Source organism: Paenibacillus sp. J31P190 (assembly GCF_059692075.1).
On the sequence record NZ_JCAUAS010000013.1, the window covers coordinates 51618 to 71858 of the forward strand.

Here is a 20241-nt window from a genome sequence, read left to right on the forward strand (position 1 = left end):
GGTGGGTTCTCTATTGGAAATTATATTATATAAAAAGCAAGCCTTTATCTGCTGTTAATTGAATGCGTCTGGAGCTATTCGTTTGTCCCGGAACTGAAATGGCAATTTCCTGTGCGGAAAAGCGAGTTAGTTCAGCACGGCTGCCTGCACGATACACATGAATAAAGTCAGCTTTACGATCATTGCGACGGTGAAGCATCGCTGTAAGCGACTGACTCGGATCAACGGAGTCGCCCGGTGTCCGTACAGCGAGGATCTCATCGCCAGGTTGAACAAGCGCTGTGTGGAACACGATCGCGGTGGAGCCGTTAAGATCAGAGCCAAGGGCATAGGATACGTGCAATTGAGCCGAACCGCTTGCGTCGACGAAATCGCTAGGCACGAAGTGGCCGATGATCGGCAGATCTTGCACGGAGTCGGCGACGGTACCGGAAGCAGCATCCTTCTGTTCAATGAGAAGCTTGTAAACTTCATCTCGGCTATGCAGCTGCCCCGAATGCGTTTGAACAGCAGGATGCATCCACCACTCGATGCTCTTCGGCTCTTCGCCCGCAAGCTCGACTTGGAACCAATCGAGCAGCCACTCGCCGGTGAGCAGCAAATGGCGATTCAACGTGCACCCTTCGTAGGCTTCTGTTGACTGAAGCCAAACGTACACGGTCGAATCGTTAGCCTCATAGCGGACGCAGCGCCCTTCATGCGGCGCTTGAGATCGGCCATCCAGCGACACGGTGTTATGGCTGGCGGTTTCGGCAAACCACGATTTCCGCATGGGCGAGCCGTAAGGCACCATCCCGAAATCGGGCGTCAGGGTTTGCTCCGTGTGCATCAACGTCAGATGCAGCTTGTCGTAATGGCCGTGGGACCCGCCATGCTCGCCGAAATCGGCGAGGAACGACAGCGGGTTCCCGACTGCGCGGCCGATGACTAAGCCGGCGTCCGGCCAGAGCCGCGACCCGCGCGGCTCTAGGGCAGGCGCGCGGTCAGCGGCCTCGCCAGCGCCGTAGAGCAGCGCCTCGAGCTGCTCGCCGCCGGCAGCGCCTAGCTGCCGGTACGCTTCGCGCAGGACCGGCGCTAGCCCGGCGATGCCGTAGATCGCGAGCCCCTGCTCAGCGATCTCGGCGATCTCGCGGGCGTAAGGCTCCCGCGCCAGCGGCCCGTCATGCAGGGCGGGCAGCGCGCCCTGGTCGTCGGCCAGATCGGCCAGCGCCTCGAGCATGCCGCGCATGGATTGGCCGCCTGCGCCTGTCGTGGCGTAGAGATCGATACCGAATCGCTGCGCCATCTCTGCAGAGATTAAGTACGCCCGAAGCACGAATACGTGGTAGTACGTGCTTCCCTCGAACTCCAGCTGATCGGCCTTCACGCCGATCGATAAGTGATGCTTGAAGCCGCCTTGGCCTTCAATAAGTGCTTCCAAAGCCGCGTGCTCTCCGCGAGCGGCATAGACACAAGATAATGACGCGTTCAACCAAGCGGTGTAGTTGTTCTCCGCATTGTTCCGCTCATGTATCAGGATGTGCCGGTATTCTTCCATACTACCAGCGAGCAAACCCAGGAAGGCGTCAATCGCCGCCTGCTCCTTCGCCTCGAAAACAACACCCTCATCGCGCAGTAATAAGTAAGCGCGAATCAAGGTCGTGGACCAGATCGCCTCCGTCAGCGCCTGGTGAAAAGCACGCCCCTTCAGCATCCAGCTCTGAGCTTCCGGATGCACGGGATAGAGCGGAAACTGCTCTGCGTACTCTACGAGCAGCCTTTTACTAATCTGCGCGTACGACTTTTCGCCCAACAATGCATAAACGGCCGCTGACTGCAAAGCCACCCGCGCAAGTGATTGGTGCTTGAACACGAGCCAAGCGCCTCGGTAAGCTTCTCCCTCGATTTTGCAGCCGTGCGGACATAGAAATTCGGACGCATCCACTTGCATCGGATCGAACATCAGTTCGGTATGATGGTGTGGACAGACATACTGGTGCCACCAACCCCCAGGTTCCATAGGAATGGAAAGGCTGCCTACTTGCTGCAGCCCATCAATTTCCTCTTTCAATATGTGTGCTGTACGGCCTGCCCAAGTCAGTTTTTCCAGCTTTTCGCCGAGTCTCAGCGCGGTACTCATCGCATCATCATCCCGCCGTTGATTTCTATCGTTTCACCCGTTACATAGGCAGCTAGATCGGAAACAAGGTAAAGCACAGCACCTGCTACATCATCTGGTGTTCCCTCACGCTGCAGCGGAATGCCACTCACAGTTGCTTGGCGTGCTGTGTCTGTCGTGAATGTCGCGTGGAACATGGTATTGCCGATAAAGCCAGGGGAGACGTTGTTGACGGTAATTCCACTTGCCGCCACTTCCTTGGCTAATCCCTTGGAGAATGTTTGTACAGCTGCTTTACTAGCTGCATATATGCTGGAACCTGGTCCGCCGCCGTTATGCGCAGCAACCGATGTCATATTGACGATACGGCCGTAGCCCTTCGCTTTCATGCCGGCAAGCACTCTTTGGGACATGAACACGGCACTCTTTAAATTTACATCCATGATTCGGTTGTACATCTCTTCGAGCATTTCAGAATTCGCAACACGCTGAACGAGATGGCCTGCATTGTTCACGAGAATATCAATCGTTCCCCCCAATGCTTGCTCAACAACACTCACGAGTCTGTCGATCTGCTCCAAATTCGTCACATCCGCCTGTACCAATACAGCCTCGCCGCCTGCCGCTTGAATGGCTGCTACAACTTCCTGCCCTTGTGCAACATTATTCAAGCAGTTCACGCCAACCTTCGCCCCATTGCTAGCCAGAGCTAATGCAATTGCACGTCCAATCCCCGCATTAGATCCTGTCACCAGTGCAATTTTCCCCGTCAAATCGATGTTCATTTGAATTCCTCCCATTTGTATGTGTGGTTTACCGTTTCTCCATGTTCCTAATTAAAACTAGCTATCTTTGCAAAAACTCACTGTGAATTAGGCAATTTAGCGAATCTATAGAGGAATAAGAGTCTCTAGCGACTTCTATTCTCCACTCATCGGCCAATATTGCTTAGATAAGAGTCTTTAGAGACTGCTATTCGTTCGTTAACAAGTAATTCCAAGAAATTACAGAGAGATAAGAGTCTCTAGCAGCTTCTATTTTCCACTCCTCAGCTAATATTGCTCAGATAAGAGCCTTTAGAGACTGCTATTCCCCACTTGGCACTGGAGTCCAATGGCTGTCCCTGAGTTCCGCTCAAGCTCACCCACGCAACCGAGGCCTCACCGTCTCCGGCATGGTCATCGTTAAACAGGTCCCTCGTCCCCACTCACTGTCTATAGACAGCCCGTAGGCCTCGCCGAACACCATCTGAATCCGTCGGTGGACGTTCATTAGTCCAATGCCGCCACCTTGCGATTCGCCTGTCTCTTCCGGCTCCGCCAAGCGGTTTTCCTCCAGCTTCGTGCGCAGCTCGGCGAGCCGCTCCGGCTTGATGCCTGTGCCATTGTCCTGGATGAACACCTGGAACAATCCGCCTTCTTTGCGAGCATCGATGCGTATGAAATGATGCGGTTCCACACCATCTGGGAATGCATGTTGGAAAATATTTTCGATGAGCGGCTGCAAGGTCAGCCGAACCATCTTTTCCAATAGCAAACTTGGCGGGATCGCGACATCAATTTCAAACTCTTTTCCCGTCCGGTGCTGCAAAACAATCATATAATTGCGTACATGATTCAGTTCATTCGCTACCGTAATTTCTTCTAAATTCGTCTGCACCGAGTAGCGGAGCATGAAAGCCATTGCTTCTACCATCTCTGTAATTTCACTGGAATCCTGAACTATTGCATAACAATTGATCGTTTCCAACGTGTTATATAAAAAATGCGGATTGATTTGCAGCTGCAAGGACTGAAATTCTGCCCGCTGCCGTTCAAGCTTCGTCTCACCTAGCTCAAGCTGGTTCTTCTGCTGCTCCAGCTCGGCCTCATACACCCGTTTGATCATATCGGAAAGACGCGTCACCATTAGATTGTAGCTGTGAATAAGTCCGCCGATCTCGTCCGTTCGGCCAATCTCGTCGATGTACTGCCAGTTTCCTTTTTCCGTTTCCCGCATGCCATCTTTCAACCCTCGTATGGGGGCAATTATAGACCGACCGAAACGGTATGCTAGCCATAATGCGATAGCCAGTGTAACCAGACCAACAATGATTGTTGTCGTTCGAATGGTATTAGCTGGTCGGCGCAGCTCCTCAACTGGCATCGATGCGACAAGGTTCCAATCGGAATAACCGGATTTCCTCGATACAAACATACGTTCCTCCCCGTTGTATTTATGAAGGAATGTTTGATTGCCACTCGCCAAAACGAGCGACGACAGTTCGTCTTGAGGCTTCCGCTCGCTCATCGAACGAGGATAGATGTAGTTACCGGCATCATCCACGATGAAGAAAAAGCCCTTTTTCCCCAAACTTACACGATCCCAGGTCTTTGCCAGTTCATCTAGCTTGATCTCAATGGCAACTACCCCACGATTCTCGTCGCCGTAAGAAGGTCCTCTTACTTTACGGGCCATCGTTACGACTGATCCTTGATCAACAGGACGAATGCTCATATTCAGCAGCGCAATTTTGCCGTCACCCGCAATCTTCATCAGGTTATCGAATTGTTCTTGTACGAGTACGGGATCGAGGTTCAGTAGATTCTGATTCTCATAAATGAAGGAACGCCCATGCTTACCGACGACATAAATCATGTTCAACTGTTTGTACAAGGTGACAACGGATTGAACGGACGATTCCGAAAATTTCTTGATTTTATCCGAATACACATAATATTCATATGCGTCGTCAGGCTTTATTTCCATAAAATTCCTGACATCAGAGTTGGATGAAAAAGCATTGCTAAGCAGCTCGTAAGCCTGCAAATAACTATCCGTCTGATAGTTCGCACTATCAACCATTTGCTCCATATACTGCTTTACTTGGTCGTCTAACGCCCGCGATGATTGCCAATAGGATACAGCGCCTACGGACAAAAGGGACAGCACGATCACAATGAGAAAGTACGTATAAATTTGACCTGATAACGTCTTTCTTTTCATGAACGGATACCCATTTGTTGTCGATATTCAGAAGGAAGGCAGCCCTCGTATTTCTTAAATGTTTTTGTAAAATGGGGATGATCGGCGTAACCGACCTCACCCGAGATATCGGTAATTCGCCACTGCGGCTGTTGAAGCAGCTTCTTCGCCTTCTCCATGCGTCTGCGCGTGCGGTACTGCACGAACGTTTCCGCCGTACTTTGCTTAAACAATTGGCTGAAATAAGAAGGATTAAGCCCGATAAAGTCAGCCACCTCTTCTAAAGATACTTCTTCAGCGAGATGCGTCTCTATATAGTGCTTGGCTTCCTCAACAGGGTCCTTAAGCTTGCCTTTGCGTTTGATTCGAAGCTCATCCAGATACCCGCTGATCGCAGTCGTGAAACGAAGCCACGCTTCCTCCTCGCTCACAGCACCGGTCAAATCAAGCTCACCCTGCATGAAATATACATCCCTCACATTTAACCTTTGGTGCAGGAGGGTGTGGATCTCTTGCAAAATATCACTAACCCGGTTGAGCTTCAGCTTATTGGCCTTCAACTCCGCCTGAATTTCCTCTATGACGCAATTTAATTCCGCCTGCTGCAGCATCCACACGGCTTGCTCCATTCGCCCTGCCCACTGTTCCAGCTTCGTTACAGCAACGAAGGATTCGGAGCTTACTTTACTTTGGTTACGAATTAGCTTCTCTAACACATGCTGAAATCCCTTAATGTTGACGGGTTTCAGTAAGTACTCTTTCACCCCGTAAGACACACATTTCTGCGCATATTCGAAATCCCCATAGCCGGAAATGACCACAACTTGGATGTCTGCATCCATTTCTGCAACACGAGCGCATAGCTCCAGTCCATCCATCTTAGGCATCCGAATATCGGTGAACAGGAAGTCAGGTCGTTCCTCTTGAATCCGCTGCAGCGCGACAACGCCATTCTCAGCCGTTCGCAGGCTTTCGATGGGGAGCTCCGATTGTTCAACGAGTTTCTGTAAGCCTTTGCGTATCATCGGTTCGTCATCGACAATGAGTATGCGGTACATGAGGAATGCTCCTTTCAAACCCTTATGAAATGCACGCTCCCCACGGGCTGGTGGCACGTGAGGAGGCGGTCATGCTCAGCAGATGAGCTTATTTACGCGGCATCGACACGGTCGTACCGGAATCTTTACTATTGAATTTCTCTGTTGCTTCCTTGATTACTTCGTTACCGCCTTTGGATTTCCACTCTTCCAATACTTTCGGCCAATCGGAGATCGGCTCTTTGCCGTACACCATTTTGACCATGTGCTGGAGAATGACTGGAGGAGCTTGGTCGGAAAGCGGCGAAATGTCCGGATTTTTCATTAAAGATTCAAGACGTGGCTCGAAGCTGATACCGTCGCGTCCTTCATTCTTTAACGTTGTGTCATAGACATTCATTAATTTCTTACCTTCGTCCGTCAAGCTTAGTGTCCCTTTATTATAAGTCGTATCTTGGACAAGCCACAAGAAGGATTGACGGTAACGCTCTTCATCGACACCCGCCGTATCCGTCGGTGCTTTGTAATCAATTTTGCCATCCACCGTTTTGTACGTATCACCTTCGATACCGAAAGTAAAGAATTTCTCTGCCTCATCTGACATCATCCAATCAAAAAACTGGATAATTTGCGCAGCATTTTTAGCATTTTTATTGATGAAGTAAGCACGCGGAGCAGGTCCGTATAAGTAGTGACCACCTTTTCCATCTGGTCCTGTCGGCGATGCGATGATCTCGATATCGCCCGTTGGAACGGTTGTTTTCAGCTGTGTTTCCCATTGCAGCAATTCATTCGCGTTCATGGACCACATACCTGCTTTACCCGCAAGGATGGTGTTTTTGAATACTGTAGCGTTGATCGTTGCGAACTCTTTGTTGATCAAGCCTTCATCAAACATCGTTTTGTACGTTTGCAGCGCTTTCGTCATATTCTCTGTGTCAAAGAACTTCGGCAGAACTTGATCGCCTTGCTTCTCGAACATGGATAGATAAGGGAACACATCGTATGCGCCGAAGAAGGAGTCTGAATACTTGAAGTTTTCACGACCCATGTACGGGTTCTCAACGCCCATTTCTTTGAACTTGCGAAGTACGGCCATGTACTCGTCAACCGTTTTAGGAACCCCTAGGCCTGCTTTATCAAGCAAATCTTTACGAACGAAGATAGAGCGACGGGACGGATTGGACAAGTATTCCGGAATGGCGAAAATTTTACCTTGGTAAGTTACGTTATCCCAAGCGTCTTTTGGCACTTTTTTGAGCAGATTCGGTCCATACTTCTTCAGCAATTCATCAAGCGGCGTGAACACGCCAGCCTTCACGGAACCTGCCATTTCTTTACCGTTCACACCGCCACTGCCCTGTACAACGTCAGGAATGTCATTGGTTGCAAACATCTGAATCATTTTTTGCTCATATTCTTTGTGAGGAACAAGCACGATATTCATATCGGAGTTCGTCATTTCTTCTAACTTTTTCACCCATTTGTCTTGATTAATATCAGGCGACTTCTCTACATGTCCGAATGCGAGTGTACGCAAGGAGATGGAGAACTTCGTTTTTTCAGCAGGCTTTGTGCTTGACGTGCCAGCCGCCGCGCTTGATGCCGGTTGTTCAGCGGTTTTAGAAGAGCAAGCAACCAGCAAACTGGCCATCATTACGGCTGCCATCGTGGTGGGAATCCATTTTTTCATTTCTACCCCTCTTTTCATTTCACTGAGATATGAATGCTTTCACATCTCCATTGTAAAAGCGTTTACAAATTGCCGATATGGAATGTCTTTAGTTCGATTTGTCTTTTTTTTAGAATGCTGTAGAAATTGTTGATTTCATTCAGCACTATTTCCTTAAGATTTTACAGAACCCACCATCATTCCTTTGACAAAATGGCGCTGCAAGAACGGGTAGATAAGAATAATGGGGATCGTCGCAATAATAATAGTCGCCATCTTGATCCCTTCCGGATCCATATGAGCAAGTCCGCTGAATTGAGAAGCGTTAGGATCAATACTAATATCCTCAGACACAATCAATTGACGAAGCTTTACCTGAAGCGGCCATAAGGCAGGCTTGTTAATATAGTAAAGTGCACTTTGGTACGTATTCCAGTGACCCACCGCATAGAAGATCCCCAGAGAAGCCATGACCGGCTTGGACAAAGGCAGAATGATATTCCAGATCATCCGAAGCTCGGAGCAGCCGTCGATACGTCCGGAATCAATCAATTCACTCGGAATTTGCAAGAAAAACGACCGCATAATGAAAAAATTGAAAGCACTGATGGCACCTGGAAGCAATAAGGCCCAGAGCGAATTCGTCAGGTGTAAATTTTTCATCAAAATAAAGTTAGGAATCAGCGGAGCTGTGAAAACCATCGTAATGAGAACCATAATAACGACAACATTGCGGCCAGCATACTCGGGTCGAGACACCGGATACGCTAGTGATGCCGTGGCGATCAGATTGATCAGGGTACCCACTACTGTAATATACACGGTCACTCCGAAGGAACGCCAGATCGCTGCATCGCTAAACACATATTGATAGTTGATTGATGTAAATTGAACAGGTAAAAATAATACCTTCCCATTCACGATGGCTTCCGAAGAACTGAACGATTGGGCCAGCACGTTTAAGAACGGCAGGAGCATCGCTAGCGATAGAAGAGTCAGAAACAGCACATTGAAGATGTTAAAAACTTGCCAGCCGGCTGTCGGCTTGCGATTCATAAAGCGTTCACCTCCGTCTTAGTACAAGCTTTCACCCGTTGTTTTTTTGCTTAAAATATTACCCGTAACAATAAAAATTACGCCAACTAGTGCTTTGAAAAGTCCGATTGCCGTTGTATAGCTAAACTGCTGACCTAACAACCCCGCAGTGTAAATATACGTGTCTAGAATTTCACCATTTTCTTTATTCAGAGGGTTCAGGAACACGTAAACACGCTCGAAGCCAAAGTCCAAAAATTTACCGATATGAAGGAGGAACAAAATCATAATGGTTGGTAGAAGCGACGGGAGCGTAATTGAAATGGTTTGTCTCCAGCGGTTCGCGCCATCCACCTCAGAAGCTTCATACAGATCCGGATTAATTCCTGCCAGCGCCGCCAAATAAATGATGGTACCGTAGCCGGAATCACGCCAAATACCCGAAGAAATGAGCACTGTACGAATCCATGACTCTTCACCCATGAAATAAATCGGCTCGAAACCCAGCCAAGTGATGAGATGGTTCAAAGCTCCCGTTGAAGGAGAAAGAATACCGATCGCAATCCCGCTCACAATAACCCACGACAAGAAGTGAGGCATGTAAACAACGGTTTGAAGTAACCGCTTGTACACGACAACACGCAGCTCATTAAGCAGCAAGGCGAGAATGATTGGCGCTGGAAAAGCCAGTACCAAGTCGTAAATGCCGATCAGAATTGTATTCTTCAAAATCTTAAGGAAGTCATAATGGGCAAACATCCGAGTGAAATGCTCAAACCCCACCCATTCACTTCCCGTGAAGCCATCAAAAATGTTGTAATCTTGAAAAGCAATGACTGAACCTAACAAGGGCACATACTTGAAAACAATAAAATACAAAATCCCCGGCAGCGATATCAAATACAGCGCCTTATACTTCCAGAACGTTCGCAGAAAGGATCTACCTTTACGTACCTGCGAGCGCTGATTCATCTTTTTTACCGCTTGTGCGTTGACCGCCATTCTTGGCCCCCCTCACTATTCTTCGCTGATGTTATACCTACATCGTACCCTGCTAAAGCGCTTGCAACAATGGATTGTCTTTTCACTCACTTGTGTTTTTTTTAGGTGGGGAAGTGCCGCGGGGCGGCTTGTTTTGGACGTATGGCGGGGCGGAGGGCGGCTTGCGCTGGACGTGCGGGAGTCGTTGGAGGAATGTGAGAATCACAAAAGAAGTCTTCGGCTGCTAGCATCCGCCCTTCACAGTATCGAACATCTCCCCGTCTATCGCGTGACATGCGTAAGATTTCAACACCTTTTGCTGCAAAACATGCAGCTAATTGGCTCAACTTACTCTGAACTGATGAATTAGCTGCGTTTCCTACAGCAAATTTCCCGGAAAGCGTGATTTTGAACGCTTTTGGGAGAAATTAGCTGCACATTTTGCATATAAAACCCTCCAACAGACATTCACCGCTTAATTTTGATGCACAAAATGCATGTAGTGTAGTGCGTTTTTCGTGCTCAGTCAGAGCCCGCTTCCGAATATCCAAATTCCCTCCAACTCCCAACACGTCCAGCCCTCATTCATGCTACTTGGCTCTTAAGTGAAATTTTTTGCTCGTTGGGTTGTTTTTCATCGTTAAAGTCGGACTGCTGCTCAATACATTCTCTCAAACGATGAATTTCATCGTTAGGCTTCCATCTACTCTGCCTTTAAGTGAATATCCCCGCTCCTAAGACTGTTTTTCATCGCTATAGTCGGGCTGCTGCTCAATACCATCATGTTAACGATGAAAATCATCGCTAAAGCCACCACATCCACAAGATAAACAAAAAACGCCACCCACAATGTGGGAGGCGCCCTATCAATCCATTCACTTCATCCTTATGCGGTTCTACTCTCCGCGGACACTTGCCTAGCCGCTGATTTGCGCTTCATCCGCAACGCCTCAGGCATAGCCAGCAAAGCCGGCAGCAGCATCGGCAGCAAAATAAAGCAAAGCACGATGAGCCCAACGATCACTGCTACGGCTAGCTCAATCAGCAGAACTAGACCTGATGGAACCAACGTCGCGAAGGTACCGCCGAGGATGACCATAGCCGAGATTACCACGCCGCCGATGTGCTTAGCGGCCTGAACAATCGCTTTTGACGGCGATAATTCGCCCAACTCTTTATACCGCATCATCAAGAAGATGCTGTAGTCGACGCCGACTGCGATGATGATGATGAAGGAGAAGAACGGTACGAATGAGGAAACGCCGTCTGCACCGATGATTTTATCTGTAACGATATTGGTAGCGGTCATGGCTACATAGTAGGAAATCACTAAGGACACGATGATATAGACCGCTGGCCAGAAGGAGCGTATCACGAACAACAGGACAATAAATACGCCAATGATCACGATGATCGCCGTGCTGTTGAACGATTTCAGCTGTGCTTTGTTTGTGTCATAGGTCGTCGAGCTTGGTCCCGCGGCACCGACTTTCGCTTTCTCAAGCACTGTGCCTTTCAAACTAGACGCTAACTCGGCGTTAATCCCCTCAATGGTGTCCATAGCCGCTGACGAGTACGGATCATCCTTCAGTATGACGATGAGTTTCGTACTCTTACGATCTTTGGACATGAAGCTGTCCAACGATTTGCCGAAATCCGCGCTCACAAGCGCTTCTTTCGGAATGAAAAACGTCTTCGAGCTGTTCAGCTGCGTCAGGAACTGGCTCGTTTTGCCGAGCCCATCGGACACATCGCCCAGTCCGTTGCCGCTTTGGCCGAGGCCGTCCTTCAGCTGGCTCATCCCGCCAGCCAAGCCCGACAAGCCCTCGTTCAGCTTCTGCTGCCCGTCCTTGACACTGCCCAGCGCGTCATTCAACTTCGCCATGTTCGCGGCGATCTCTTGGCTGCCCGCGCTGCCTTGCTTCAGCCCTTTCGCAAGCGCCTCTGAGCCGCTCTGCAGGGAAGCCAATCCCGCAGCAAGCTGCGACTGCGCACCGTTAATCTGCGTAAGTCCCGCAGCAGCCTCAGCGAAAGAGCCATTCAACTTGGCTGCATTCGCGCCAAGCTCCTTCAACCCGCCGTTCAGCTGGGCGAGACCGGATTCCAAGCCCTCACCCGTTTGCTTCAGCTTCGTGTAATCGGCATCTGCTTTCAACTGGCTGTACTTTTCCCCCAGCCCGCCAATTAGCCCATTCATCCCAGTCAACCCCTGCTGAATGCCAGGAAGCTTCCCTTCAATCTGACGATAGCCGTCAGATAAAGCACTATAACCCTGCTGCAGCTGCGTAAGTCCGCTGCTAATTTTCGACGTGTTAGCCTCGACTTGCGCCATGCCTTCCTTTAAGCTCGCAATGCCCGCAGTTAGCTCACCAGCTCCGTCGGCCCCTTGCGCGATGCCCTTCGATACTTGCCCAAGCGCAGCAGTAATCTGGCTGTAGCCATCGTGAACCTTGCCGGTTCCATCAACTAACTGGTCGGTGCCGGACAAATCTGGGCTAACCAGTTTGCTCTGCATCAAATTCAAACCATCTTTTATTTGATTAACGCCCTTTTGCGAAGCCGTAATTCCTTCTGCAACGGTCGAAGTTTGGGTCGAAATATAGAAGTTATCAATCGGCTTCGACTGTGGCTGCGTCACACTGGACACCTTATCTACGCCCGGAACACCCTTCAATTTGTCCGTTAGCTTATCAATTGCGGCTAATCCGTCATTATTATCAAGTGCTTTATCATTCTCAATCACGACCATGGTCGGCAGCGCTTGACCTCGGCTAAAATGATCCGCTACGAGGCTGAATCCTTTGGTGGATTCATGGCCATTTCCTAACTCTTTTAACTGGTCAAAAGACAATTTCTGATGGTTAGAAAGGGCAATCGGAATCATCACAATCAGAATAAGCAGCGTTGTGATCACCGGTCTTTTCACCGCAATAGCCGTCAAGCTCGCCCAAAATTTACTTTCCTTATGCCCAGCTGCACCCTTGGAAGGCCAATACAGCTTACTGCCCAGTACTTTCATGAGGAAAGGAGTCACCGTCATAATTTCAAGCAAGAGCACCGCGGTACCAATAGCCACCACATTGCCTGATTTATAAATACCAAAATCCGAGAAAGTCAAGTTCGCGAAAGCAATAAATACAGTCAAAATGCTATAAAAAATCGTTTTCCCAGCCGTTTTATACGTCACAATAATGGCTTCATCCACAGACAAACCGTGGGATAATTCTTCTTTGAACCGATTGAACAACAGGATGTTATAGTCAGTTCCAATGCCGAAAAGAATCAAAATCAACAGCATCTCCGTGACACTTGTCACTGGAAACTCAAACTTATCAATCAACTGCGCGGCAATCCCCATGGAGCACAAGTAGGAAATACCCACAGCAAGCAGCGAGACAATTGGAATAACAACGGAACGGAACATAATGACTAGCACCGCTAGGATGAAGATAACCGTTAACGCCGCACTTTTGGCCACACCAGACTCGGAGGCTTTGATGTAATCGTTCTGAATGAAGTCCTCACCTGAGAGGTAGTAATCCACGTTCACATCTTTCAAAACAGCCTCAAACTCCTGTTGAATCTCATCAACATGACGTCCTCTTTTATCCAAACTAAAGCTAGCCATTAATGTCGTCTGATCCTCCGATATAAGCGAGGACTTCGCGTCAGGCAGTGAGAACGGATCAAGCAATTGATCGAACCCAAGCTCCGTTTGATGGTTCTTCATACTCGTAATACCTGACTCGATCTGCTTCATGTCCGCATCAGACAGTTTATTCGGGTTGTGGAACACGATGATATCGCTAGTCCCCTCAACCCCATTCATTTTATTTAAAATCGATGTAGCGACTTTCGATGGACTGTCCTTTGGCAGCGGATCTTGGCCCCTGAGCCCTAAAATGGCATTCACATCGGGTTGAAAAACCGTGAGAACCACGGTAGCTACCAGCCACAGGGCGACAATCGTCCAGCGCCATTTAATTATTTGTTTCATCTCTCTAATTCCTCCTCCGATTTACGTAATCGTTAGTAAACAAGCGTTCATTTTTGAATCAAAAAATTTTAGCACTGCCCTTGAAGTTTTATTTTTTCTGAAATACCCGCAGAATACAGGTACAACAGTTCATCAACCAGCACCTTAATGGTATCGCCATCTTCATAATCGCGCAGAATAAGGCTCATCCCCTCAATAAGCGTAACAGCTAGCATCCGTGCAGATTGCTGCTCATTCACTTCGAGCGGGGCTGGAGTTTGTTTCGTTGTGGCAAACACGTTCTCCAAAATTTGATATACCAAAGTAATGAGTTCCTGTTTCACCGTTTCGTAGCGTGAGCCTTCACTCAGATTTAGGAGGATGGTCAGCTCAACACTCGATTGCTTGAAAAGCTGCAAAATCGTCGCATCAATTTTACGTAAAATAACGAGATGATCGGCAGTTTCTTTGCACAATTTGAAATCAACTTCATTCTTGATCTCTAGGGTGTAAGCAGCAAGCTGCTCATAAACCGGTTGTATCAGCTCATAGAATAGGTCTTCTTTGTTTTTAAAGTACCGATAAATATTGCCCGGTGTAATACCCGCAGCGTCTGCAATATGCCGAATAGAAGCTTTCATATAACCATGTTTCTTGAATTCAGACAATGCCGCTTGGCGGATACTCTTTTTTATGTCATCTTTTAAAACCTGCATATAATAAACACCTGTTCACTTTTTGACGTAATGGAATGATTATAACGTGTGTACTTCTTTTTTTGCAAGCATAGAATCGAAGAAAAAAAGCCGACAACCTAAGCAGTATGCTGCTTGAGGCCGTCGACTCTTCTTGAAACACTACTCCGCCTTAGCTTTGAGAGTCTCGATGATTCTTTTCGACTTGAAAGGCTTGAGATCTTTGAACTGTATGAACTTCTTCGATTCCTCGTTCCAAATACGGAACTTAAGGGATTCCAAGCTTGTCTTCAATGTAATTGTCTGCACTTTGCGAAGCTCAGCGTTCTTGTTATGAACCTTTTCCAAATAGTAATTAGGAACTCGCGGGCTCAGATGATGAATATGGTGAAAGCCAATATTACCTGTGATCCAGTGCAGAATTCTAGGCAATTTGTAGAAAGAGCTTCCATGCATAGCCGCTTTCATATAATCCCATTCTCCGTCATTCTCATAGTACGAGTCTTCATAGTTGTGCTGAACGTAGAAAAGCCAAATCCCAGCCATACCTGAAATTAAAAACATCGGACCTTGGACTAGGAGGAATGATTGCCAACCCATACCTGAGCAAAGCAGTGCAATGCTCCCAAAGATACCCAAGTTCGTGATGTACGTATTCATACGTTCTTTCATTCCTGCGCGTTTGCGGTTAAAACGGTAATCAATCAAAAAGATGAAAATAGGTCCGACAATAAACATCACAATCGGATTTCTGTAAACCCGATAATATAGTCTTCTAGCCGGAGAAGATGCCATATATTCGTCAACCGTTAGTGTCCATATATCGCCGACACCTCTACGATCCAAATTACCGCTGGATGCGTGATGGACGGAGTGGGTATGACGCCACTGATGATAAGGGACAAACGTCAAAATGCCTGTTAATGTACCAACAATTTCATTCGCGATTTTATTTTTGAAAAAAGATTTGTGGCAGCAATCATGGAAAATAATAAAGATTCGAATCAGGAATCCTGCTGCAATAATGTCTAACACGAACGTAAGCCAGATAGAAACCGATAGACTTAGGAAGGCGAAATACCAAAGTACAAAAAAGGGTCCCAATGTATTAATGATTTGCCACACACTGTGCTTCATATGTGGTCTTTCGTAAGGCGCGATGTCAGACCGCCACCCACCTTTGTCTTGTTGAGTCATTCTAATTAAAGCTCCTTCTCTCCGTTTCGTACCGGACTGATTTGTGCCACCTGATGTAGTACGTTGGGAATTCATTTAAGTTCCCGTTATAAGAGAAGAAATGTTACATTGCCCTCTCATCATAGGTTCCAAAACGCTTTTTGTAAAATGCAATATAAGTCATATGTGCATTAGACCATATTTTTTACTATTCTGCACAACCCAAAAATCATCCTGCGAATGGCAACCTAACCCTTATTTTCCCATAAAAAGAGGTTTCTCATACGGAATAAAATACAAACCGCCTTCTACAACCAACCAATAATGATTTCGTATGATCCGAAGCTTGTTCCATGCTTTGACCAAGTGAATAGGAAGTTGATCTTATTACAACATTAGGCGAACAAATCGTTGTTATACCCTTCAAATGTTGCAAAATACAATAATCTCTCCCAAAATTAGCTCCATAGAAGGAACTAACGTATGCCTTTCTGCAAATATTGCTTAAATAATTATTTCCATATATGTAAAAATTATAATTATTATTAAAGGAAATGTCTGTATACAAATAGATAAGTCTAAGTGAACAAATAATGAACTTTGATTTGTGGTCGCAGGAGGTAACTACTCCTAGCTTGACCCATTTAAGCGCACCTTACTTAATGCTGGTATAGTAGTGTATATAAAAAATGGAGGTCTATTCAATGATACCTATATCTGTTTTGGACTTGGCTCCCGTTATTGCCGGCGGTACGCCAAGAGATTCATTTCACCGTTCCGTTGATTTAGCCAGACACGTTGAAAAGTGGGGCTACCATAGATATTGGCTCGCCGAACATCATAACATGCCGGGTATTGCCAGCTCTGCCACATCACTCGTCATCGGGTATGTCGCTATGGCTACGGAGAAGATTCGCGTAGGCTCCGGCGGCATTATGCTGCCTAACCACGCACCGCTCGTCATCGCCGAGCAGTTCGGGACGCTGGAATCGATGTTTCCGGGACGCATCGATCTTGGTTTAGGGCGTGCGCCTGGCTCCGATCAGCCTGCGGCAAGAGCGCTCCGCCGCGGCTTAGGCAGCGACGGCCATGACTTTCCGGAGCAGCTGAGCGAGCTCCGCGGCTATCTCAATCCGGCGCTGGGTACGGGTGTACCAGGCGTGCGCGCCGTGCCGGGCGAAGGGCTAGACATCCCGATCTGGCTGCTCGGATCGAGTGATTTCAGCGCCCGGCTGGCTGGGCAGCTGGGGCTTCCTTTCGCTTTCGCCAGTCACTTTGCTCCGGATTATTTGCTGGCGGCTCTTGATCTGTACCGCCGTCAGTTCCGCCCGTCAGGCGCGCTTGAGAAGCCGTACGCGATGGTCGGCGTTAACATTATTGCTGCCGAAACCGATGAGGAAGCTCAGCATTTGGCGACTTCGCAGCACCAGCAATTTCTGAACATCGTGCGCGGCCGTCCTGGCATGCTGAGCCCACCCGTGGACAGCATGGAGTCCCTATGGAGTCCTCAAGAGAAAGCTTACGTCCACAAAGCCCTAAGCTTCTCCATCGTAGGCAGTAAAGACACCGTTCGCGAGAAGCTTGCTGAGCTGCAGCAGCAAACTGCAGCCGATGAGTGGATCATCGCCGGCCAAATTTATGATCACAACGCTCGCTTGAGGTCCTATGAAATTGTGGCGGAGATTGTCAAAGAGATCTAGAGAGGTTGGAATCCTAGCGGTGCTTTATTAGCGGGTGGGTCATCACCCATATGGGGCTTAACTTCTTGCCTTGAGCGGGAGCCCTGCTGCAGGTTCTTGGATTGATCCTTGGTTTAGTCAGCTATAGACAGGACCTGCGAGAGAAACGGGCTTCGGCTTAAAAAGTGATCATAGCAAAAAGAGGGCACCCCATCGTGGGAGTGTCCTCTTGATAATGACTGACTTGCCTTATTTGACTGGTTTATTAATGAATGATTCTATCTTCTACATCTATATCATCATAGATTTTTATACTTAGAACAAAGCCAATAGATATCATGTTGATCAAAAGCGAGGTCCCTCCATAGCTGATAAAAGGAAGGGTGATCCCCGTAATCGGCATGATACCGATCAGCATCCCAATGTTTTCGAAAACTTGAAACAGAAACATGGCCGTAATACCGCCAATGATGTATATGCCTGTTTGGCTGCGGATGTTCAGCGCGATAGTGATCATTCGATAAAGGAGAAGAAAGTAAAGTATGAGTAAAACAGATGCTCCTATAAATCCAAATTCTTCTCCCACGACAACGAATATGGAATAAAAAAAGAGAAAAAGCCCCCGTAGTCCATTTTTCTTTCGAAAGAAAGATAATGGGCCACGAGGGCTTGCCTATTTATTTCAAACGGGACGATCCATAGCAAATTGTTCTCCCAATTTCGCATACCAGTTACCGGCTAATCGACTGACTGGTTTAAGTCCATTCGGGTCAATATGACCGTTCTCATATAAGGACTCAGCAATATGAAACTGCACGACTCTACCGATTAATAAATCGGCTGCAGGTGCTTCGTCTGTTCCGCCAAGCGTTATAACTTGCTCCAGAACACATTCCATGCGAATGCTCGCTTCGGCGATGCCCGGTACGGCAATCTTCTCACTCGCGACGGGTGTAAGTCCGGCTAAAGCAACTTCGCTTTCGCTCGGCGCTAACACAGCCGCAGTTTGGTTAATCTGATCGATGTACGATTCGTCAGAGATATGAACGACGAAAGCTCCAGTATCGATGGCGTTTCGCGAAGTATCTTTGCGAACACCCTGCTTCCTCTGCACGGAGATAGCGACCATTGGAGGATTCGCCGTCACAATTGTAAAGTAACTATACGGTGCTGCGTTGAGCACACCCTCTGAAGATAGGGATGTAACAAATGCGATCGGCCTAGGAATTATGCTGCCTATCAATAGCTTATAGTTTTCCCGCTCACTTTGACTTGAGGGATCAATGGATCTCACAACGCATCTCCCACCTTATATAGGGATCTTTGAGCATGCTCAAAGTCTCTCTGCTACTAGACTCGGTCTCATGCTAAATTCGTCTTGAACCAAGTCGCTGCCGCTTCTACCTCCGAACGAGTTAGTTGATGCCCTGCCTGTTCCCAGTGAACAGCGACAGTTGATCCCGCTTCACTTAAAAGCTTCTGTAATTCCTCTGTCTCCTTCGGAGAACAGATCGGATCGTTCTGACCTGCTCCAATAAAGACTGGAATCCCGGATAGATCCGGCAGTTGAATGCCTCGCAGCGGCACCATTGGATGATGGAGAATAGCTCCTCGCAGTGCATCTGGATAGTGGAATAACAGACTTCCGGCGATGTTTGCACCGTTGGAATAACCAATGGCTACGAGATTGTTACGATCAAAGCCGTGTTCCACGGCAGCTTGATCGAGGAAATCGTACAATTCCTTGGTACGGAAGATGAGATCCTCCTCATCAAAGATTCCCTCAGCCAGCCTGCGAAAAAACCGCGGCATCCCATTCTCAAGCACATTACCTCTGACGCTCAGCACCGACGATGTCGGTGAAATCGCCTGAGCTAGCGGCATAAGATCACGTTCGGTGCCACCCGTGCCATGAAAGAGCACGAGTACCGGAGCCGTTATATCCGTTCCTTTTTGAAAAATATGTTTCATTGTTTTTTCGCCTCCAATACACGTACTTGAATCGGCGGAAGATTACGCTCGATTTGTTCGCGGCTCTCCTCGAACCATTCCGGCAGCATCAGTTTCTCACCTAGCGCCTCTGGCTGTTCATCACGTGCAAAGCCCGGAGGATCCGTTGCAATCTCAAAGAGTATGCCGCCTTCTTCACGGAAGTAAATCGCGTTAAAGTATTGACGATCCACGATCGGCGTAGGTTGGAATCCATTCGACTGTACATGGCTTCTCCATAGTGCATGCTCAGCATCATCTTTGGCGCGCCATGCAATATGATGGACGGTACCAGCTCCACCAGCTCCGTAGGCCATCGGGGTTACGTTAACATCGACGATGTTCCCCAAGTCTCCGAAGGATTTGAATCGAGCGTAAGCTCCCTCTTGCCCTACTTTTTGAAGCCCCATCACTTGCTCAAGCAGCTGCGAAGTTTTATCAGGAGCCGTGCTGTAGAGAACAGCGCCGCCGAAGCCTTTGATCGCTTTATCCGTTGGAATACCGCCGAATGACCATTGGCTAGGCGCTCCTTGCTCACGCTCTACGATTTCAAGTTTCAGACCATCCCGATCCTCGAATTGAAGGTATGTCTCTGTGAATCTTTGCGTTTTTTCGAAAGGAATATCAAATTGCGTTAGACGCTCTTCCCAGAATGACAGACTGCCTGTTGGCACAGCATACGTTGTGATACCGACTTGACCGCCGCCAATGCGACCTTTGCGAGAGTGCGCCCATGGGAAGAAAGTGATGATCGTTCCTGGACTTCCCATTTCATTACCAAAGTACAGATGGTAGACTTCAGGTGCGTCGAAGTTAATCGTTTTTTTGATCATCCGAAGTCCTAGAATCCCTGCATAAAAGTCTACCGTTTCTTGTGCATTTTGAACGAAAGCTGTGATATGGTGAATACCTGCTGTTTGTTGTTGTTGTTGTGTCATT

Annotated in this window: 14 protein-coding genes and 1 pseudogene; 1 reads left to right on the top strand and 14 read right to left on the bottom strand. The window is 47.9% G+C overall.

Annotation, left to right across the window (positions count from 1 at the left end; all coding sequences use genetic code 11):
* Positions 1-25: 25 nt before the first annotated feature.
* The 10 genes from AC58U0_RS21680 to desA all read right to left on the bottom strand — a co-directional run bounded on the left by AC58U0_RS21680 (position 26) and on the right by desA (position 15655).
* A complete protein-coding gene (locus AC58U0_RS21680) occupies positions 26-2119 on the bottom strand; it encodes a heparinase II/III domain-containing protein (RefSeq protein ID WP_497381062.1) in 2094 nt (697 codons plus the stop codon).
* Positions 2116-2883: an SDR family NAD(P)-dependent oxidoreductase gene (locus AC58U0_RS21685; RefSeq protein WP_497381063.1), complete on the bottom strand. Its 768-nt coding sequence runs from the start codon at positions 2881-2883 to the stop codon at positions 2116-2118. The genes AC58U0_RS21680 and AC58U0_RS21685 overlap by 4 nt, the downstream gene beginning before the upstream one ends.
* 355 nt (positions 2884-3238) lie before the next feature.
* Positions 3239-5083 carry a cache domain-containing sensor histidine kinase gene (locus AC58U0_RS21690; protein ID WP_497381064.1) on the bottom strand — a complete coding sequence of 615 codons (1845 nt, stop codon included), beginning with the start codon at positions 5081-5083 and terminating at the stop codon, positions 3239-3241.
* On the bottom strand, positions 5080-6120 hold the full coding sequence (locus tag AC58U0_RS21695) for a response regulator transcription factor (RefSeq protein WP_497381065.1): 1041 nt from the start codon (positions 6118-6120) through the stop codon (positions 5080-5082). The genes AC58U0_RS21690 and AC58U0_RS21695 overlap by 4 nt, the downstream gene beginning before the upstream one ends.
* Before the next feature lie 88 nt (positions 6121-6208).
* A complete protein-coding gene (locus AC58U0_RS21700) occupies positions 6209-7792 on the bottom strand; it encodes an extracellular solute-binding protein (RefSeq protein ID WP_497381066.1) in 1584 nt (527 codons plus the stop codon).
* A 153-nt stretch (positions 7793-7945) separates the two neighbouring features.
* Positions 7946-8827, bottom strand: coding sequence for a carbohydrate ABC transporter permease (locus AC58U0_RS21705; RefSeq protein ID WP_060645456.1), 882 nt, complete (start codon positions 8825-8827; stop codon positions 7946-7948).
* A gap of 18 nt (positions 8828-8845) precedes the next feature.
* Positions 8846-9808, bottom strand: coding sequence for an ABC transporter permease (locus tag AC58U0_RS21710; RefSeq protein ID WP_057303904.1), 963 nt, complete (start codon positions 9806-9808; stop codon positions 8846-8848).
* Positions 9809-10673: 865 nt separating this feature from the next.
* The gene (locus tag AC58U0_RS21715; protein ID WP_497381067.1) at positions 10674-13784 is read right to left on the bottom strand and encodes an MMPL family transporter; all 3111 of its coding nucleotides are present in this window, start codon (positions 13782-13784) and stop codon (positions 10674-10676) included.
* 68 nt (positions 13785-13852) lie between these two features.
* Entirely contained in the window at positions 13853-14479 is a 627-nt protein-coding gene (locus AC58U0_RS21720; protein WP_497381068.1) for a TetR/AcrR family transcriptional regulator, read from the bottom strand.
* Between the two features lie 141 nt (positions 14480-14620).
* Entirely contained in the window at positions 14621-15655 is a 1035-nt protein-coding gene (gene desA, locus AC58U0_RS21725) for a Delta(5) desaturase DesA (protein ID WP_497381069.1), read from the bottom strand.
* Between the two features lie 683 nt (positions 15656-16338).
* On the opposite strand from desA, the gene AC58U0_RS21730 reads away from it, so the two are divergent.
* The gene (locus tag AC58U0_RS21730; RefSeq protein ID WP_497381070.1) at positions 16339-17334 is read left to right on the top strand and encodes an LLM class flavin-dependent oxidoreductase; all 996 of its coding nucleotides are present in this window, start codon (positions 16339-16341) and stop codon (positions 17332-17334) included.
* Positions 17335-17578: 244 nt separating this feature from the next.
* Here AC58U0_RS21730 and AC58U0_RS21735 read toward each other — a convergent pair.
* The 4 genes and pseudogenes from AC58U0_RS21735 to AC58U0_RS21750 all read right to left on the bottom strand — a co-directional run.
* Positions 17579-17914 (bottom strand): annotated as a pseudogene (locus tag AC58U0_RS21735) (FtsW/RodA/SpoVE family cell cycle protein); the annotation flags it as partial.
* Positions 17915-17995: 81 nt separating this feature from the next.
* Positions 17996-18607: a flavin reductase family protein gene (locus tag AC58U0_RS21740; protein WP_497381071.1), complete on the bottom strand. Its 612-nt coding sequence runs from the start codon at positions 18605-18607 to the stop codon at positions 17996-17998.
* 68 nt (positions 18608-18675) lie between these two features.
* Complete coding sequence (locus AC58U0_RS21745; protein WP_497381072.1) at positions 18676-19284, bottom strand: alpha/beta hydrolase; 609 nt, start codon at positions 19282-19284, stop codon at positions 18676-18678.
* Positions 19281-20240 (bottom strand): ring-cleaving dioxygenase, encoded by a 960-nt coding sequence (locus AC58U0_RS21750; RefSeq protein ID WP_497381073.1) that lies wholly within the window; start codon positions 20238-20240, stop codon positions 19281-19283. Before AC58U0_RS21750 ends, AC58U0_RS21745 begins: the two co-directional genes overlap by 4 nt.
* Between the last annotated feature and the right edge of the window lies 1 nt (position 20241).

Coding starts and splice junctions, on each gene's coding strand:
- AC58U0_RS21680 (WP_497381062.1), bottom strand. CDS start 2,119: ATGAGTACCGCGCTGAGACTCGGCGAAAAGCTGGAAAAACTGACTTGG.
- AC58U0_RS21685 (WP_497381063.1), bottom strand. CDS start 2,883: ATGAACATCGATTTGACGGGGAAAATTGCACTGGTGACAGGATCTAAT.
- AC58U0_RS21690 (WP_497381064.1), bottom strand. CDS start 5,083: ATGAAAAGAAAGACGTTATCAGGTCAAATTTATACGTACTTTCTCATT.
- AC58U0_RS21695 (WP_497381065.1), bottom strand. CDS start 6,120: ATGTACCGCATACTCATTGTCGATGACGAACCGATGATACGCAAAGGC.
- AC58U0_RS21700 (WP_497381066.1), bottom strand. CDS start 7,792: ATGAAAAAATGGATTCCCACCACGATGGCAGCCGTAATGATGGCCAGT.
- AC58U0_RS21705 (WP_060645456.1), bottom strand. CDS start 8,827: ATGAATCGCAAGCCGACAGCCGGCTGGCAAGTTTTTAACATCTTCAAT.
- AC58U0_RS21710 (WP_057303904.1), bottom strand. CDS start 9,808: ATGGCGGTCAACGCACAAGCGGTAAAAAAGATGAATCAGCGCTCGCAG.
- AC58U0_RS21715 (WP_497381067.1), bottom strand. CDS start 13,784: ATGAAACAAATAATTAAATGGCGCTGGACGATTGTCGCCCTGTGGCTG.
- AC58U0_RS21720 (WP_497381068.1), bottom strand. CDS start 14,479: ATGCAGGTTTTAAAAGATGACATAAAAAAGAGTATCCGCCAAGCGGCA.
- desA (WP_497381069.1), bottom strand. CDS start 15,655: ATGACTCAACAAGACAAAGGTGGGTGGCGGTCTGACATCGCGCCTTAC.
- AC58U0_RS21730 (WP_497381070.1), top strand. CDS start 16,339: ATGATACCTATATCTGTTTTGGACTTGGCTCCCGTTATTGCCGGCGGT.
- AC58U0_RS21745 (WP_497381072.1), bottom strand. CDS start 19,284: ATGAAACATATTTTTCAAAAAGGAACGGATATAACGGCTCCGGTACTC.
- AC58U0_RS21750 (WP_497381073.1), bottom strand. CDS start 20,240: ATGACACAACAACAACAACAAACAGCAGGTATTCACCATATCACAGCT.